At 42.8% G+C, this 16,491-nt stretch carries 21 protein-coding genes; 8 read left to right on the top strand and 13 right to left on the bottom strand.

Translation table 11 applies throughout. From position 1 onward, the window contains the following. The 6 genes from QXI54_06655 to QXI54_06680 all read left to right on the top strand — a co-directional run. On the top strand, positions 1 to 309 hold a 309-nt coding region (locus QXI54_06655), incomplete at its 5' end, for a hypothetical protein (protein ID MEM0302828.1). A 215-nt stretch (positions 310 to 524) separates the two neighbouring features. Then, positions 525 to 1,040, top strand: a complete 516-nt coding sequence (locus QXI54_06660) for a 2-oxoacid:acceptor oxidoreductase family protein (GenBank protein ID MEM0302829.1) — start codon at positions 525 to 527, stop codon at positions 1,038 to 1,040. Continuing rightward, positions 1,031 to 1,270: a 4Fe-4S binding protein gene (locus QXI54_06665; protein MEM0302830.1), complete on the top strand. Its 240-nt coding sequence runs from the start codon at positions 1,031 to 1,033 to the stop codon at positions 1,268 to 1,270. The genes QXI54_06660 and QXI54_06665 overlap by 10 nt, the downstream gene beginning before the upstream one ends. Next, positions 1,222 to 2,346: a pyruvate ferredoxin oxidoreductase gene (locus QXI54_06670; protein ID MEM0302831.1), complete on the top strand. Its 1,125-nt coding sequence runs from the start codon at positions 1,222 to 1,224 to the stop codon at positions 2,344 to 2,346. The genes QXI54_06665 and QXI54_06670 overlap by 49 nt, the downstream gene beginning before the upstream one ends. After that, complete coding sequence (locus tag QXI54_06675; protein MEM0302832.1) at positions 2,343 to 3,191, top strand: thiamine pyrophosphate-dependent enzyme; 849 nt, start codon at positions 2,343 to 2,345, stop codon at positions 3,189 to 3,191. Before QXI54_06670 ends, QXI54_06675 begins: the two co-directional genes overlap by 4 nt. 47 nt (positions 3,192 to 3,238) lie before the next feature. Then, on the top strand, positions 3,239 to 3,568 hold the full coding sequence (locus QXI54_06680) for a hypothetical protein (GenBank protein ID MEM0302833.1): 330 nt from the start codon (positions 3,239 to 3,241) through the stop codon (positions 3,566 to 3,568). A 31-nt stretch (positions 3,569 to 3,599) separates the two neighbouring features. Here the strand turns inward: QXI54_06680 and QXI54_06685 are convergent, their stop codons facing one another. Together QXI54_06685 and QXI54_06690 are read right to left on the bottom strand one after the other, a co-directional pair. Next, a complete protein-coding gene (locus tag QXI54_06685) occupies positions 3,600 to 4,814 on the bottom strand; it encodes a tripartite tricarboxylate transporter permease (protein MEM0302834.1) in 1,215 nt (404 codons plus the stop codon). Positions 4,815 to 4,838: 24 nt separating this feature from the next. Continuing rightward, positions 4,839 to 5,729: a polyprenyl synthetase family protein gene (locus QXI54_06690; GenBank protein MEM0302835.1), complete on the bottom strand. Its 891-nt coding sequence runs from the start codon at positions 5,727 to 5,729 to the stop codon at positions 4,839 to 4,841. An 84-nt stretch (positions 5,730 to 5,813) separates the two neighbouring features. Between QXI54_06690 and QXI54_06695 the strand changes: the two genes are divergently transcribed. Next, positions 5,814 to 6,962 carry a M28 family metallopeptidase gene (locus tag QXI54_06695; GenBank protein ID MEM0302836.1) on the top strand — a complete coding sequence of 383 codons (1,149 nt, stop codon included), beginning with the start codon at positions 5,814 to 5,816 and terminating at the stop codon, positions 6,960 to 6,962. Positions 6,963 to 6,985: 23 nt separating this feature from the next. Here QXI54_06695 and QXI54_06700 read toward each other — a convergent pair whose 3' ends face one another. The 8 genes from QXI54_06700 to QXI54_06735 form a co-directional block, all read right to left on the bottom strand. Continuing rightward, the gene (locus QXI54_06700) at positions 6,986 to 7,501 is read right to left on the bottom strand and encodes a hypothetical protein (protein ID MEM0302837.1); all 516 of its coding nucleotides are present in this window, start codon (positions 7,499 to 7,501) and stop codon (positions 6,986 to 6,988) included. 149 nt (positions 7,502 to 7,650) lie between these two features. Further along, positions 7,651 to 8,205 carry a hypothetical protein gene (locus tag QXI54_06705; GenBank protein ID MEM0302838.1) on the bottom strand — a complete coding sequence of 185 codons (555 nt, stop codon included), beginning with the start codon at positions 8,203 to 8,205 and terminating at the stop codon, positions 7,651 to 7,653. A gap of 103 nt (positions 8,206 to 8,308) precedes the next feature. Next, positions 8,309 to 8,893, bottom strand: a complete 585-nt coding sequence (locus QXI54_06710) for a hypothetical protein (protein ID MEM0302839.1) — start codon at positions 8,891 to 8,893, stop codon at positions 8,309 to 8,311. 89 nt (positions 8,894 to 8,982) lie between these two features. Then, positions 8,983 to 9,549 carry a hypothetical protein gene (locus tag QXI54_06715; GenBank protein ID MEM0302840.1) on the bottom strand — a complete coding sequence of 189 codons (567 nt, stop codon included), beginning with the start codon at positions 9,547 to 9,549 and terminating at the stop codon, positions 8,983 to 8,985. 93 nt (positions 9,550 to 9,642) lie between these two features. Then, a complete protein-coding gene (locus QXI54_06720; GenBank protein ID MEM0302841.1) occupies positions 9,643 to 10,200 on the bottom strand; it encodes a hypothetical protein in 558 nt (185 codons plus the stop codon). 294 nt (positions 10,201 to 10,494) lie between these two features. Further along, positions 10,495 to 11,964 (bottom strand): 2-isopropylmalate synthase, encoded by a 1,470-nt coding sequence (locus QXI54_06725; GenBank protein ID MEM0302842.1) that lies wholly within the window; start codon positions 11,962 to 11,964, stop codon positions 10,495 to 10,497. A gap of 50 nt (positions 11,965 to 12,014) precedes the next feature. After that, on the bottom strand, positions 12,015 to 12,503 hold the full coding sequence (locus QXI54_06730) for an HIT domain-containing protein (protein MEM0302843.1): 489 nt from the start codon (positions 12,501 to 12,503) through the stop codon (positions 12,015 to 12,017). Between the two features lie 21 nt (positions 12,504 to 12,524). Then, positions 12,525 to 12,839, bottom strand: coding sequence for a transcriptional regulator (locus tag QXI54_06735; GenBank protein MEM0302844.1), 315 nt, complete (start codon positions 12,837 to 12,839; stop codon positions 12,525 to 12,527). A gap of 67 nt (positions 12,840 to 12,906) precedes the next feature. Here QXI54_06735 and QXI54_06740 point away from each other — a divergent pair, with 67 nt between their 5' ends. Beyond that, on the top strand, positions 12,907 to 14,298 hold the full coding sequence (locus tag QXI54_06740; GenBank protein ID MEM0302845.1) for a radical SAM protein: 1,392 nt from the start codon (positions 12,907 to 12,909) through the stop codon (positions 14,296 to 14,298). Between the two features lie 35 nt (positions 14,299 to 14,333). Here QXI54_06740 and QXI54_06745 read toward each other — a convergent pair whose 3' ends face one another. Genes QXI54_06745 through QXI54_06755 form a run of 3 tightly spaced genes read right to left on the bottom strand, consistent with a single transcriptional unit; the run spans position 14,334 to position 16,416 of the window. Beyond that, positions 14,334 to 14,723, bottom strand: coding sequence for a hypothetical protein (locus QXI54_06745; GenBank protein ID MEM0302846.1), 390 nt, complete (start codon positions 14,721 to 14,723; stop codon positions 14,334 to 14,336). A 6-nt stretch (positions 14,724 to 14,729) separates the two neighbouring features. Then, positions 14,730 to 15,674 carry a methenyltetrahydromethanopterin cyclohydrolase gene (gene mch / locus QXI54_06750; GenBank protein ID MEM0302847.1) on the bottom strand — a complete coding sequence of 315 codons (945 nt, stop codon included), beginning with the start codon at positions 15,672 to 15,674 and terminating at the stop codon, positions 14,730 to 14,732. 52 nt (positions 15,675 to 15,726) lie between these two features. After that, a complete protein-coding gene (locus QXI54_06755; GenBank protein MEM0302848.1) occupies positions 15,727 to 16,416 on the bottom strand; it encodes an RNA ligase partner protein in 690 nt (229 codons plus the stop codon). Between the last annotated feature and the right edge of the window lie 75 nt (positions 16,417 to 16,491).

Consider the following 16,491-nt stretch of genomic DNA (forward strand, 5'->3'; position numbering starts at 1 on the left):
AAAAAATTCGGCGTTGGGAGTGATGTGGACTTGCTCGTCGTTTCGGATAAATTGCCTGAGAACTTCAAAGAGAGGATGAAGTTGTTATATGAGCTTGACAAAACCAATGCCCCTCTGGATGTAAAGGCTTACAAAAGCAATGAAGTAAAGAAGATGCTTATAAAAGGAAATCCGACGATTCTCGATGCGTTGGAAGATGGAATAATCTTGTTTGCTGAAAAGGATTTCCTTGAAGAGCTGATGGAGCTTTATGAGGCTGAGAAAAGGAGATTTAGGCGCTTTGAGAGGGGTTGGATTAGAGTAGGTTGATTTTCTGCAAATTTAAAGAATAATCCTCAGTTTCTGAATTTCTTAAAAGCAAGGAAAAGAAATGGGACTAAAACAAAAGCTGTAAAGATTAGCCCTGCTTTTAGCCCTCTAAAAGCTTCTCGCGGAAAAGTTTCGGTATAGATTTGGTCTGGTTAAAATAGAGCATAACAAGGTCTTAAGCACAATTTTTTTAATTTTGGAGTTTCCTTCTGTTTATGCTCTTCGAGATCACGATCTACTGCAGAGGTGGTCAGGGAGGGGTTACGACTGCAAGGCTAATTGCGACAGCTGCAATGCTCAAGGGTTTGTATGCTCAGGCAATGCCCCAATTTGGCCCTGAAAGAAGGGGTGCGACGGTTAACGCTTACCTGAGAATATCAGACGAACCGATAAGGAGAAGATCATCAATAAGAAACCCCTATGGGCTTGCAGTTTTTGATAAAAAAATAAATTTAAATTCAAGCGCAAAATTGGGTATTATAAACTCTCCAAATCCCATAAAGATTGCTGAAAAGACTTATTATTTAGATGCGACCCGCATCGCTGAGAACCACGAACTCGTTTATGCGGGCTGGGCTATACTAAGTGCCCCTATGAGCGGGGCAATGGCAAAGGCTTTAGAAATTGAACTTTCTTATCTTGAAGAGGCGATTTACACCGAACTTGGCGAAAAAGCGGATAAGAGCTTTGAAGCTGCAAAAGAAGCTTACGAGGTGGTTCGTTGGACTTAGAGCCGATCATTTCGAGAATGAAGCTTGGAGCAGCAGGAGAGACTGGCACATGGAGAAATTACAGACCCGTGATAAATAAGGAGCTATGCAATAAGTGCAAAACCTGCTTCTCATACTGCCCTGAGGGTGTAATTAGCGAGGAGATCGAGATCGATTACAGATTCTGCAAGGGGTGTGGAATTTGCAAGGAAATGTGCAGACAAAAAGCCATAGAAATGGTTCAAGAGTAAGGAAGCTGTTGACAAGCAACGAAGCGGTTGCTGAGGCTGTGAAAATTGCAAAACCTGACGTTATTGCAGCATACCCAATTACTCCGCAGTCTCCAATTGTTGAAAGCCTTGCGAAGATGATTGCAAAAGGAGAACTTGATGCAACCTTTGTTAGGGTTGAGTCCGAGCACTCCGCAATGGCGGTAATTCATGGTGCAGCGACTGCTGGGGCGAGGGTTTTTACCGCAACTTCGAGCCATGGGCTCGCTTACATGTTCGAGATGTGCTGGTGGATTGCTGGCTCAAGGCTTCCCGCAGTTATGGCTGTTGCGACCCGCTCAATCGGAGCTCCCTGGAACATTCATGGAGACCACACAGATATAGTTCAGCTTAGGGATGCGGGCTGGATCATAGGAATGGCTGAAAATGCTCAGGAAGCATTTGACATGACTTTGCAGGCTTTTTGCGTAAGCGAAGAGGTAAACATTCCGTTTGCTGTCGGACTCGATGCTTTCACGATGAGCCACACCGCTGAAGTTGTCGAGATCTGGGAACCGAAGATTCCTCCAAGAAGACAGGCTTACAAAGTGCTTCCATCGGACAATTTCGCTGTGAACGCAGTAACTATGGGTAAGGCGAGGATGAAGGCAAGATATGATTTAGCGGTGGATTTAGAGAACTCTGCAAAGGTTATTGAGAAGACTGACAAGGACTTCGGAAACCATGGAGGACTTGTGGAGAGCTACAGGCTTGATGATGCTGACTTTGCTGTGGTGATGATGGGGGGCTGGTGTGGAGATGCGAAGGATGCGATCGACATGCTCAGGCAAGAAGGCTTTAAGATCGGACTGCTAAGGATCAGATTTTTGAGACCATTTCCCAAAAAGGCTGTTAAAGAGCTTGGCGGTGAAGTTTTGGTTGTTGACAAAGCCAACAGTGATCTGCGAGGTGTTCTTGGAATCGAGGTTTCTTCTTGCGGAGTTGAAGCCAAGAATGTTGTTGCGGGTATTGGTGGAGTTGATGTTGGTGTTGATGACTTTTACAGGATCTTCAAGGATTTTATGAACGGTAAGCTTGAGATGGAGTGGTATCTATGATCCTTCCCGGAAACACAAGCTGTCAGGGTTGTCCAATATCGCTTGCGATGAGATGCTTGGACGAGATAGAAAATCCAGTGCTTGTAATTCCCGCTGGTTGCTCAACTGTTGTTGCTGGGCTTCATCCGAATTCAGCGATGAAAATTCCCGTGATCCATGTTCCCTTTGCCTCAACCAACGCTGTTGCTTGCGGTGTTAAGGAAGCCTACAAAAGAGCAGGAGTGAAGGCGAACGTTATTGCATGGATCGGAGATGGAGCTGCCGACATTGGCTTTGCCACGCTTAGCGCTTCCGCAACAAGGAAAGACGACATCATAACTGTGGTTGTTGACAACGAAGCTTATATGAACACTGGAACTCAAGCAAGCCTGAGCACTTTCTGGAAAGCTAAAACCAGCACATCCCCAGCTGGAAAAGCTGATGAGAAAAGAAATCTCGCTCTGATCATGATTGCTCACAGAGCGGATTATGTGGCAACCGCAACGGTTGGCTACATCGAAGATCTGCGAAGAAAGTTCGGAAAAGCCAGTCAGAGTGAGGGATTTAGGTTCATTCAAATCCATTGCCCATGCCCTCCGGGCTGGAGGTTTCCGAGCGAGAAAACGATCGAAATCGCAAGAAAGGCTGTGATGAGCGGAGCTTGGGCTCTCTTTGAATTCTACGATGGAAAGCTTAGGTTTTCTGGAATTGGAAAAAAGTTCGCTGAAAAGGGCAATAGGATTCCACTGGCTGAATATCTAAAGGTTCAGGGAAGATTCGAGCATTTAGGGGATGAGGACATAGTGGCTATAGAGAGGGCGATTGATGAGGAGTGGGAGATCTTAAAGAGATTTTCAGGAGAATAAAAAATTCTGATAGAAAATTTTATAATCAAAAAGTTCTTTTAAATATCATGGCTTGGGATCTATATATTGCGGTTTTGATGCTTGTGCTGGGAGTGATCTACGGATACACAAGACCCGGCAAGGAGAACAGAGCGGCGATACTGAAAAAAGCACTGGTCATAGGACTCGTGGTTGGCGTTATCGCTGGACTTGCGATTAGCTTCCTGAACCCCGAAGCCTCGTTGATTGGTGCAACCATCGGTGCAACCATTGGAATTTTGATTGTCGTGGTAGTTCTTGCAATTTTCTTCATTGTCGGAACCATAATCGGAGATGCTTTGGAGAGCAAAAAGAAAGTAGAGCAGAAGCCAGCAGAAAAGAAAGAAGAAAAGAAGTAACGGCTTTCTTAACTTTCTTAATTTTTATTTTTTAACTTAGATACCAAAACGTTATAGGCATTATCAGACACCCCATACAGTTTATTCTTCTTACGCCCAAAAATTGTGTTGAAAGCCCTATTGGAATTGCAGAAAAGAAGACTGCAAGCCCATAAAATCCCGTTAGCGCCATGATAATCGCAATAAGGAACGCAAATACTGCAATCGAAAGCTTTCTTCCGTCGATCTGATCTATCTTCTTGGCAATAAAGAAGCCAATGGAAAGTGTTGAGACGAAAGCAATCAAACCAGAGATTAAAGAAAGGACTGCTATTTCCTGAAAACTCGGGATCAAATTGAGCGATTTGAGAGCATCAGCTGAACCACTTCTCGTTCTGCCAATTGCAAGAAGCATGAAAAAGCAAAAGATGACATTTGCAGTATTTGCAGAACTCATTGCGATTATATAACCCCTATCGCTCTTTTCTCCAAGCGACGAAACTACAGTTGCAACTCCACTGCTTATTCCCGGGAATATCGAAACAAAGAAACCCGCCAAAGAGCCTTTTATTGTCGTTGAGACTTCTGGAAAGCTAAGCTTAATTTCCTGCTTCGGGATCCCTGAGGTTTTTGTGAAGATCGAGAAAAGTAAAACTGGTGCTCCAAAAAGACCCGTTAGCAATGGCAAAAGCACCGAGCCAGCGGGCGTGATCTCTGCAAGTTCAGAGTTTTGCAAGGCAATGTAGCCAAGCATTCCCGAAGCTACAAAGACAGCAAGAGCGTAAAGTCTCTTTCTCCAAGCTGATAGGCTTCCTTCGAACTCTTCGCCCCTTTCACTCATAACCAAAAGCGTCGCTACACAGATTAAAACAAGTGGAGTTGCCCTTTTGAACAATTCGTAATTCAAGCCTACAAATAACGCAGTAAAAAACAGAGGAAGACTTAGGAATACTGAAAAAAGGGATGAAAAGCAAGATATCAACAATGCCTCAAATCCACGACCTTCGAGAACCATTTTGTGTGCTGGCAAAATCGCTATTGCGGTGTCCTCGCTCGGAACCCCAAGAAAAGTTGCGGGAATTATGTTCGCGATTGTGTAAGCAATCGCAGAGGTTATGATCATAGCCATAACATCTTCTGGAGAAAAATAAAGGAAAAGAAATGCTGATGCAGACACAATAAGAGCGGAAAAAGTATTGCTATGCAATCCCGGGATGATGCCAGCAATTAAACCAAGAATAACACCAGTTATAGTCCCAAGAAGCATGTGGTAATTTTAATTATGCTGAATTTAAAAATTTCTTATCAAAATTGGTGTCAACTGCTCAGAACTTTTTAGCATGTCATTCGTCATGAAATTGACAATTTCAATAAGCTTCTTCTTCTCCTCCGATTCCGGAAATATCTGCAATGCTTCAACACTCTCGTTTCTAAATTTCGAGATAAGGGCAAGAGTTTTTTGTATCGCAATCTCTTTGCCAAATTCTCTTTCGTAAATCTGAGGGAGAGTCATGGACTCGAATTCGGATTTTTTATCCTTTAAAGCTTCAAGATACTCAAGCAAATCATCCACAAGCTGATAAGCGATTCCAAGATTGTAGCCATATCGATAAAAGCTATCGATGGCTGATTCGTTGCCACCCGCTATCTCGCAGGCGGTTTTTGCTGAATACGCAAAAAGGCTTGCGGTCTTCTTTTCGATGCATTCGAAGTATTCCATTTCGCCAAAATTGCCTTCATTACTGTAGAGATCCATTGTTTCGCCTTCGCTCATCATCATTCCGACTTTGGAGAATTCACTTATGACCTTTTCGCCATAAACAGAAGTTAGCTCAACCGATTTCGATATCAACCAGTCCCCAAGGAGTATGGCTAAAGAGGGGTTGTATTTCCTGTTCAGGGCGATGTTTCCCCTTCTCGTCTCAGCCTTGTCTATGACATCATCATGAACAAGGCTCGCGGTGTGTATCAGCTCAACAGCGATTGCGAGGTTCATCAGCTTATTATAATCACCATTACAAATTTTACCAGCCAAAAGAACGATTATGGGTCTGATACGTTTTCCGCCAACTGAAATAGCGTATTTCAGTGCCTTTTTTATTCTAATATCAGCTTCAACTGATTCAAGAAAATCATGAAGTTCTTTCTCTATGATGAGGAACTCTTTCCAGCTTTCGATCATTTGCGATTTTTTGAAGTTCCTACATATAATCTTTTTGTATACTCAACTCAAAAAATTTATTAACTGTTAATCCTTAGAAATTTCATGAACTACGGGAGTAGAGTTTTAGAGTTCGTCAATCATGTTTGCAAAAACTACGGAACGAGACTTGCGGGAAGTGAGGGTGAGTTGAGAACCGGGGATTATATCTATGAATTGATGACCGATTTCTGCGATGAAGTAAAAAAAGAGTGGTTTATTTCAAGACCAAAAGGTTTTACAGACTACATCTGGGTAACAGCAATGCTCTACATCCTCGCTGTCGCCTTGTACTTCATGGATTTCTGGATCGCAACCTTTTTCCTGATCATCCTAGGAATGGCTATATTCGTTTTTCAGCAGTGTCTTCACTACGAGATCATTGACTTCTTATTCCCAAAGGTTCAGGAGTTTCACGTAGTTGGGAAGATAAATCCAAAAGGGAGAGCGGAGAAAAAAATACTGCTATCTGCACACTATGATTCGCCCTACGAATTTCCACTGACTGGAAAGCTCAGGCATAAATCAGCTTTAATAATTCTCCCGTTGATAGCGATCGTTTTGATTACTGCAATTTTGAGCATTGTAAGATATTACTACGATGTCGATTTTGTGCAGAAGCCTTTGCTGATCGTTGCAACCATTTTGCTTTTAATCGTTGCCTCTACACTGAGATCAAACAGGCTTTCTCTTGGAGCAAACGATGATCTCGCTGGAGTTGGTGTTGTTCTCGAAGCGGGAAGATTTCTGAGTGCAAATAGACCCGATAAAACCGAAATTTGGATCGTTGCTTTTGCTGGCGAAGAGCACATGAGGGGATCAAAGAGATTCGTTGAAAAGCACTATGAAGAGCTTAAAGACGCGATCCTTTTCAACTTCGAATGTCCCTCAGCGGATTACTTCCTTGTTGGAACTGAAGAAAAAATGTTCTTCGCAAAGCATTCGCCTAAAGCGGTTGAGATTGCAAGAAAAGCCTGTGAAAGGGTGAAAGCAAACTTTAAGGTAGGATCTCTGCCATTTGCAGGAAGCGATGCAGCGAATTTCTCCCGCAGGGGGTTGCATGCAACGACAATATTTGGTTTAGCAAAGGATAATGCACCATACTACTGGCACACCCTAAAGGATACGCCTGAGAACCTAAAAGTGGATTCGATAAACAAAGCTGCTGAGATTGCAATAGAAATTGCAAAAATTGTTGAAGAGGAGAAAGAATAAAAACTAAAAATTTTTTAAATTTTTTACGTAAACGCTGATGGAATTGCCTTTGCAAGCTCAATGAGGAACAGAACACTTGAGTTGACCTGCGCTGCTATTGCTCTGCCATAAGCCTGCAGATAGGTTTCAGTGCCATTGTAATACATCGTGGGGTTCTGCAGCACTAACACAGAACCGTTAAGCAGTTTTGCCAAGCCCGTTGTTCCAGCGGGATCACCAAACACAATTGATGCGTTCTTACCAAGGAAGTTAATTGCGTTGCCCAGATCGGTTCTGTGAGTTGCATTGCTTTCCAGGTCTGAAACTGCCAGAGCCATTATCTGGTTCTGCCAGCCCGCAAGCACAAGAGCACCGTAAATAATACCCCACATGTTCTGCATCATGTATCCAGTATCCTGAACTCCTGGTGTGTTGTTTGCAAGAGCTAAAACCTTGAGAACAGACTGGCTCAGCTCGAGGTTTGCAATCATGTTTCTGAGAATTGCTGCGCTGAAATTAAGTGTGCTTGTTGTAAAGTCCTGCGCCGATGCCGTTTCCATGCTCAGGACCAGCGCCAGCACCAGTAAGGCAATTAATGCCTTCTTCATACTCATTCACCTTAGCATAACATTGAAATTCATGGTATATAAATTTTTTCATCAATAATCACTATCTTGAAAATTTTTCTATCAGAATCGAGCATTTATGATTAGGTAAAGGCTTTGGGGATAGCCTTAGCGAGTTCAATTAGAAAAACTACGCAATTATAAAATTCCAGCGTTAAAGACTTTGCATATGCCTCTAAAAGTGTCTCTCCCGGTTGATAAAGCTTTGATGAATTATTTATGGCAATTAGAGATCCATTGAGAATCCTTGCGAATCCCTTTGTGCCTTGAGTATCGCCAAAGACTGTGGTTGCGTTGCTCCCAAGGTAGTTAACCGCCAAACCAAAATACTGCAAATGGGTTGAATTATCCTTTATTTCTTCGAGAGCAATCGAAAGTATCTGGTTCTGCCAGCCCGCAAGCACAAGAGCACCGTAAATAATACCCCACATGTTCTGCATCATGTATCCAGTAGCCTGAACTCCTGGTGTGTTGTTTGCAAGAGCTAAAACCTTAAAGGTCTGCTGAGACAAATTAAATACAGATATCAGGCTTCTCATCAAAACAGAACCAAAATCTTCAGATGAAATGCTAAAATCATCCGCTAAAGCAGTCGAGGTAAATATGAGAAACATTAGAGTTAGCGTGAACTTTTTCATCATCACTCAAATGCTCAAAAAGAATATAAAGTTTTTCAATGATGGAATGCAGAATTTTTGAATTGATAAAATAAAAAATTATTTAAATTAAATTTTTTAGACTTTAGACTGGATTGAACGCGTTGGGGATTTCACTGGCGAGCTTTATGAAGAACTCGACTCCAGCGTAGATCATCTTAGCCATGTTGGTTGCATACGCTGCAAGGTAGTCATAGTCGTATAGGTTATCTGGATCCGTCAAAACATACATCTGTGCATACAATAGCTCTGCAAGCCCATAATCTCCTTCTGGGTTTCCGAAGACTGTATCAGCATTTGCGCCGAGGTCATTGATTGCATAACCAACTACATCGTAGAGATACTCTGAAGCACCCAAACCGTAATCGGTCATGTCCACGGTGTTGGTATCGTCAAGTATGAACTCAAGCACAGCTCCAGTTACCTGATTGTTTATGCTCGCAAGAACCATTCCACCGTATGCAACGCCCCAGAGATTCTGGAATAGCTCAGGAGACCCGCTAGCCTGAGCCTTGTTCAGCATCATCAATATCGAAAGCCCCTGTTGCATCTGGGCAATACTATTGTTCAGCATTAGCTTCGCAAAATCCGTAGCATCTTTATTGAACGCTGCGCTCGCTGGATACATTGACAGAACCAACAATGCCAGAAGCAATACCGCCTTCTTCATTCAACCACCCCCCACTCTACAGATTATACTGACTTGTTCAGATATTTAAATTTTTTCATTAATAATGAGCATAATCACTTTAAAAGCTACTATGTAAAAGCTTTATCAATTGCATCTGCGAGCTTTATAAAGATTCGTGTCGCAATGTAGTAGGTTTTAACAAGTTCTGTAGCATAGGCTCCAAGGTAGTCGTATTCAAATTCGTTATTGGGATCCTTTAGCACGTAGTATTCCGCATTAGCAATCAAAGCAAAACCCTTTGTTCCCTGTGGATCACCAAAAACCTCATCAGAGCTTGCACCAAGCATGTTAACGCTGTCACCGACAACATCGTAGAGCTTCATTTGTCCATAGCCGTAGTAGCTCATGTCCGCAGTGTAGCTTTCGTTGTTCATCGCATCAAAGACGAGATTTGTTATCTGGTTGTTCACATTTTGCAGAACCATGATGCCATAGATGATTCCCCAGAGATTCTGATAGATATCCGGAAGCTGTGATTCTGAAAGATCGATTATTCTGAAAATTGACTGCGAAATCCTGAGCTGTTCAACGGTGTTGTTTATCATAATCTTTGCAATCTCTGTAGCATTAATGCTGAAGTCTCCCGCTAAAGCGGGGGTCACAGTTAGAAGCAATACTGCCATCACCCATCGCATCATCTAACCTCATTTAGTGTGATATTAATATAGTATTTAAAACTTTTCAAAAATCCAGAAAAATAAAAATTAATAAAATTTAATTCAAATTCTTTACGTAAATGCCGCTGGAATTGCCTTTGCCATCTTTATAAACATCAAAACTCCCGCATACATTGTCTTCGCAAGCTCTGTGGCATAAGCCTGGTTGTAGTTATACTCGAAAGTCTCGCCCTTGTCGCCAAGCACTGTAACCTGAGCTGCTAAGAGTTTTGCAAGACCTTTCGTTCCTTCTGGATCACCGAAGACATCAGAAGCGTTCGAACCGAGATAGTCAATCGAAGCACCCACTATTGCATACAATGGTTTACCACCGTAAGTATAGCTATTGTTAAGAATTGCCTCCAAGGTCAAACCTGTGACCTGATTGTTTATGCTCGCAAGAACCATTCCACCGTATGCAACACCCCAGACGTTCTGGAACTTCAGCGCTGCTGGTGATGTGCTGTTGGCTGCATCAAGGATGCTCAAAATCGACTGAACCTGCTGCATCTGCGCAATTGTGTTGTTTATCATCAACTTTGCAAAATCGGTTGCGGGCACACTGAAATCTGCTGCACTCGCAGAACCCATAGCCAGAACCAACAACACCAGCAATACCGCCTTCTTCATTCGACCACCTCCATACACAAATCCAAATGAACACTCATGATATTTAAATTTTTTCATTAACAATGCGTGGGCAGGTAATTTTTACCCCACTTTGCAATCAATTCCCGCCTAAAATACCATAAATTTTATACGATTAATGCTTTTTCGGACTTGCTTTTATTGGCAAATCCTATGAATTGATCTCCAGCTTTCTTACCAAAAAGAACTATAAGTTATTCTTTGACATCTATTCTAACTTTTTTCACATCAAACCATGCAATAAATAGAGATTTTGCTTCCTAAGGCGTAAAAAGATCATATCAGCATGTTCAAGCCTTCAACAAACGCTTCAACGGATGCCATGACTATGTCCGTCCTTGCCCCCCTTGCGGTGACAATCTTGTTTCCACGCTTCAGCTGAACTATAACATCAACGAGAGCATCAGTCCCGCCAGTTATCGCATCGACATGATAGCTTACAAGCTTTATATCTGCGTAGTCCTTTATTGCTTTTCTTATTGCATTTATCGCCGCATCAACTGGACCAACGCCAATAGCCGCTTCGATCCTTTCTTCTCCATTGATCCTGAGCTTCACGCTCGCCATTGGGGTTGTGCTTTTGCCAGTCAGAATTGCAAGATCCTCAAGCTTAACTTTCTTCTCGCTCTTGATCTGCAAAACAGTTTCCGCAATTGCCCTTACATCGGCATCGGTAACTCTTTTGCCCATATCTCCGAGTTGCTTTATCCTTGCTAAAATTTCGTCTATTTGCTCCTTCGTTGCTGAATAACCGAATTCCTTTAAAATTGCCTCAACACTCGCTCTTCCCGCATGCTTTCCCAGAACAATGACCCTCCTTCTACCTATCACTTCTGGCGAAATCGGCTCATAAGTTCTTGCATCCTTCAGCAATGCCGATGTGTGAATACCACTTTCATGCGTAAACGCATTCTCACCAACTATGGGCTTATTTGGTGGAACAACTATTCTTGTGAATTTCTCAACAAGCTTCGAAATCGGATAAAGCTTTTCTTTGTTTATGCCGAGCTTAATTCCATAAAGATAATCCAGAACCAGCACAACTTCTTCAAGCGACGCATTTCCCGCTCTTTCGCCAATTCCGTTTATCGTAGCATGAAACTCGTTTGCTCCCGCTCTAACAGCATAAACTGTATTTGCGGTAGCTAACCCAAAATCGTCGTGGCAATGTATTGCTACTGGAGCCTTAAGCTCCTTCTTTAGCTTCTGAATAATTTCAAAAGCTCTTTCTGGAGTTAACACGCCAACAGTATCTGCAAAAGTAAGCCTATCCGCCTTAGCTTCTTCTCCCGCCCTAAGCAATTGAATCACGAAATCCAAATCTGCTCTTGAAGCATCTTCTGCACCAAATTCAACTATCAATCCCCGCTCTTTTGCATACTCAACAGCTTCAATGCTTTTCTCTATCACGTAATCCTTCCCTTTGCCGGGAAACTTAGCCTGAATATGGTAATCAGAAGATGGAGCAACCATGAATATCGAATCCGCATTTGCATCAACCGCTGAGTCAATATCTTCTTTCTTTATCCTTGCAAAACTGCATATCTCTGCTTTTAGCCCTTTTTCGGCGATAGCCTTTATTGCCCTGAAATCTCCCTCAGATGCAACAGCAGTTCCCGCTTCGATTATGTCAACTCCCAATGCGTCAAGTGCTTCAGCTATCATAACTTTCTGCTCAACCGTAAGCGACACTCCGGGAGTTTGCTCTCCATCTCTGAGCGTTGTGTCAAGCACAAGAACTTTCACAGAGAACACTCAGATGAGGGATTAAAAAGCTTGTCTTAAAATCCTCAAATTCATTTTTGAATGAGATTATCGAAAGCCCTTCTGATCTTCTCATAGCTCTCTTGAAGCGCTTCAGGAACGATTTGCACATCAGCAAGCACGGGCATGAAAGATGTGTCTCCATTCCACCTTGGAACTACGTGGAAATGCAGATGCTCAGCAATTCCCGCTCCCGCAACTCTGCCAAGATTTACCCCGAGGTTAAACCCATCGGGATTCATTGAAAGCCTTATCGCCTTTATTGACATGTTCACAAGCTTCATGATTTCGAGCAATTCATCATCGTTCAAATCCTCGGTTGAAGGCACGTGCCTTTTTGGACAAACCATCACGTGCCCGGGATTGTATGGATACTGATTCATCAGAACGAAGCTTTTCTCGCCCTTATAAACTACGAGCTTTTCCTTTTCGTTTCCCTTAATCGCAGAGCAAAAAACGCATTCCTTAGGTTTCGAAGCCAGAACGTATCTGATTCTCCAGGGTGCGAAGATCTTTTCCATGCTACCAATAAATACTGAATTTTAAAAGCTTTCCAAAATATTCTCAAGCTTTCCGAACTCCGCGAGAAGGTGGTTCTTTATTCTTGCAACCACAACCTTTGGTTCCTCCGCTCCGTATACGTATCCAATCCATCCCTTCTCTACAAGTTTACGCTTTATAATCCCCATTCTGTGCAACTCTCTTAGCCTTTCACGAACGAACCTTGTCGAAAGGTTAAGCTCCTTGGCAATCTCTTTAACGCTGAGCTCGGGCTTCTCGAGTAACAAGTTGTAGATTCTCAGATCTGAAGGCTTTAACTTCAGACTTTCCAGTATTTTCACTACATCCTTTAGCATTTTTCACCTCTTACGTAGGAACTTTCGAGATCATAAGGTATATAAATCTTGCGTAAAACAACCCATTATGATGGACAGGATCAATATTTTCGCAAATCTCGTTGTAAATCCGATCACAAGAATGGCAATAAAGGGCATTTCAGGATATTGTGAGGACTGCAAAAAGAACAGGCTTGAAAAAGCAATAGAATTGTTTGTGAATGGAAAAAATGATGCCTGCTGGAAGTGCAGACTTGCAGAGAAGCTCATCGAACCAATTCTGGAAAAAGGCGCTGAAACATTCAACACCAGTGTTGAAGAGCTAAAAGAGAAATTCAAAGACGCCTATTGGCGAAAAGGACTTGCAAGCGTTATTAAAGGACTTGCAGAATTTGGAGTTCACAAACCCTTTGTCCCGGGGGCACCTTTTCAGGTTGTTTGGGATATAACGTATGCATGCAATCTGCGATGCAAACACTGCTATGCCACTGCAGGTAAGCCACTGGATGACGAGCTAACAACAGAAGAAGCTTTGGAAACAATCGACAACCTCGACAAGCTTGGGGTTACAATCATAGCATTTGCTGGCGGAGAGCCACTTGTCAGAAAAGATATCTTCGAACTAACAAGATACGCACACGAGAAGGGGATCTACGTTGCATTGGCAACAAACGGAACCATGATCAGCGATGAGATGGCAAGAAAAATGAAAGAAAACGGAGTAAGCTATCTTCAGATCAGCCTTGATGGACTCAGAGAGACTCATGACTCCTTTAGAGGCATAAGGGGAGCATTTGACAGAACTGTTGAGGGCATAAAAAACGCGGTGAAGCATGGATTCTTCGTTAACGTCTCCATGACGGTTACAAAGCTGAATTACGAAGAAGTTCCCGCTGTGGTTGAGCTTTGTGAGAAGCTTGGAGTTAACTGGTTCATGCACTACAACTTCATTCCAACTGGGCGTGGAAGAGAAATTGCCGAACTGGATATATCGCCGGAGCAAAGAGAGAGGTTGCTTAGAATGCTCTACGAGAAGAATTTCAACTCAAAGCTTAGCCTGCTCTCAACAGCTCCGCAGTTCGCCCGTGTAGCATTGCAGTGCAATGGTGGAGTGATTCCGACACACTTCTACAATGTTAACGCTGGCAATAAGCTTAGACAGCTTGCCGAATTCATAGGCGGTTGCGGAGCGGGGAGATTTTATTTCGCAATAAAAGCAAACGGTGACATAACGCCATGTGTTTTCTTCCCGCTCGTAGTAGGCAACGTTAGGGTTGACGATCTCGAAGAGCTCTGGAAGAAGAACGAAGTATTCGAAAGCCTTAGAGACAAGGACAAACTCGAAGGCTGTGGAGAATGTAGCTATCGCTACGTCTGCGGTGGTTGCAGAGCAAGGGCTTACAACTACTTTGGAGACTACTTCAAACCTGACCCCGGATGCATCAAAAATAAAGCTCTCTGGCAGGCGGTCATTTCATAATAATTTTTAGGGAATCCGGGATCAAAAGACCCAATTCAAAGATAGCCAAATTCCGCTAAATAATAGTATATCTCAGCTAAAAAGTAGTTCAGAGAGCCAAATGGAACGATTATACAGCCCTCATGGAAATAAATGTTGTCGTCAATAAACGAGATTATTACTGGCACCGCTTTTTTGCCAGCAAGCTTAGAAAACCTTTTACATCTCTCTGCATGCTTCTCAGCTTCTTTTTTAAGCTGAGAAACTCTATAGCGGTGCCCTGAGTAAAGCTTTGCATCAAGGCATAGCAGAATGTTGCCCCTCTCAGCTACAACGTCAATTTCCGCTCTGCCAAGTTCATCTTTAAAAAAATGGTGAAAAGAGGTCTTAAAGCCGTGCTCTTCGCAGATCTTCTTTACTTCAGCCTCAAGATCCTGCCATCTCATTAAAAATTAAAGAACGAGCTGATAGGACTGGAATAGCACGTCCGCATTCAGCTTGCCGTGCACATAGGTCTTGCCAGTTGATAGATCATTTACTGCGATCTGTGCTGGAGCAAACAGATTTGGATCGATCTTGTAGAAATCGTAATTCGCAGCCTTAAAGATCTCGTAGAACGGCTTTCCGTAGTCTTTGCTCGTGCAGCTCGGCACATTCTTAAGAATTTCGTCATACTTTTTGACAGTCAGGAAGACACTGCCATAATACATCATGCTATCATTCGTTGCCCCCATTGCCTTAAGATCGTTCTCAAGAATTGGAGCTATCGGACATCTCCCCGCTCCGCTCACGATAAGCTTTGGATCGTAGCCGATTTCTGTCATCTTGTAGATCGCGGTCTCAACAATTCTGCCAGAGATCTGAACGCTACCAACGATTGAAGCTGTTGGAGCAACGACCGCATAGACATCTTCGGGCTCTACATCGCATTCTTTCGCTATGTATTCAATAACTTTTTCATCTGGCAATTTGTTTGCCTCAAGCGCGATGATCGCAACATCCGCATCATCTTCGTAGCCAATCTTCTCGTAAGTTTTCTTAGGCTTCAAAGCCAACGCTCTCGCAGGACCGCTTCCCATTGCGAAGTATTTCTCAACCTTAATTGCCCAGCCCGCCTTCTGGCTACCAAGACAGGCAATTGCAGGATGATCTGTGTATTCTGTTATGAATGCAAACGGAACATCTCTTATTGTGTCAACAACTATGTTCACATCCGCAAGTCCACCCATGCAGATCTGCGTGTATAGTATTCCCGCCTCATAGCTTCCCGGAACATTTACACCACAATCAACAATTGTAGCATCGTTTTCAAGCTTTTTTGACTGAATTCTAAGCTCTTCTTCATAATCGAGCATCGTTTCAACAATCTCAAGGGCAATTTCATTCACACTCAGCATGTCCCCACCTCAACTCTCGTGAATTTCCAAGTTTTTATTTTTTGCTTTTCTATCAAAACTCCTCGCTCTCTAAGTCATCTTCAGATGAGGCTATGCTTTTCTCCTTTATGCCCATGAGGGCAAGATATTCCTTAAGCATCCTCGGAAACTTTGAAGCTTCAACAAATCTAAGCCCAAGCCTTTCACTCCACTTCTTTATGCCTATATCACTGCTAACCACGCCCGCTTCAAGCTCCTTTGCGAGAAGCAAAACGTCGAGATCTGGAGCGCTGTCAAGCAACCCTTGACGCATCACTGTGCGAAACTTGTCTCTAAACTTAGAAATCAGGTTTGCAATGTCTTCTTCAAGTTTTTGAGATGATTTTGAGATTGCTGATGACTCGAGGATAAAGTCCTCTGCCAGTCTTCTGCCACGATTCATTTTCTGCCTCACAGAGATTATGTATTCGTAGAATATCGCTGCCGGTATCTTCACTTCATATCTGTTCGGTGTCTTCTTTACAAGCCATGTATCAAGCTTTACAAAGGTCTCTTCACTGCATTCGTTCCTCTTTAAAAAGCTCGAAAGTTCTGAATAAACCGATGGGTAAGGAATGTAACAACTTATTTCAAGTTTCAGCCTTGCAAGAGCTATTAAGTCGAGAATCTCGTTTGCGGATTCGCAAAGAGAGGCATAGCTTTCTTTCTCCCTCATCCCCGCATCTGTAATCGCAGTCGTGTCGAGCACAAATCTCTGACGCATTTAAATTGTTTTAGTATGAAGAAATAAATATCTTTCCTTTAGCCTTTGGGAAAGTAGTTATATCTTGCAGAGTAA

The organism is Archaeoglobaceae archaeon (assembly GCA_038734275.1).
Taxonomy (GTDB): Archaea; Halobacteriota; Archaeoglobi; order Archaeoglobales; family Archaeoglobaceae; genus WYZ-LMO2.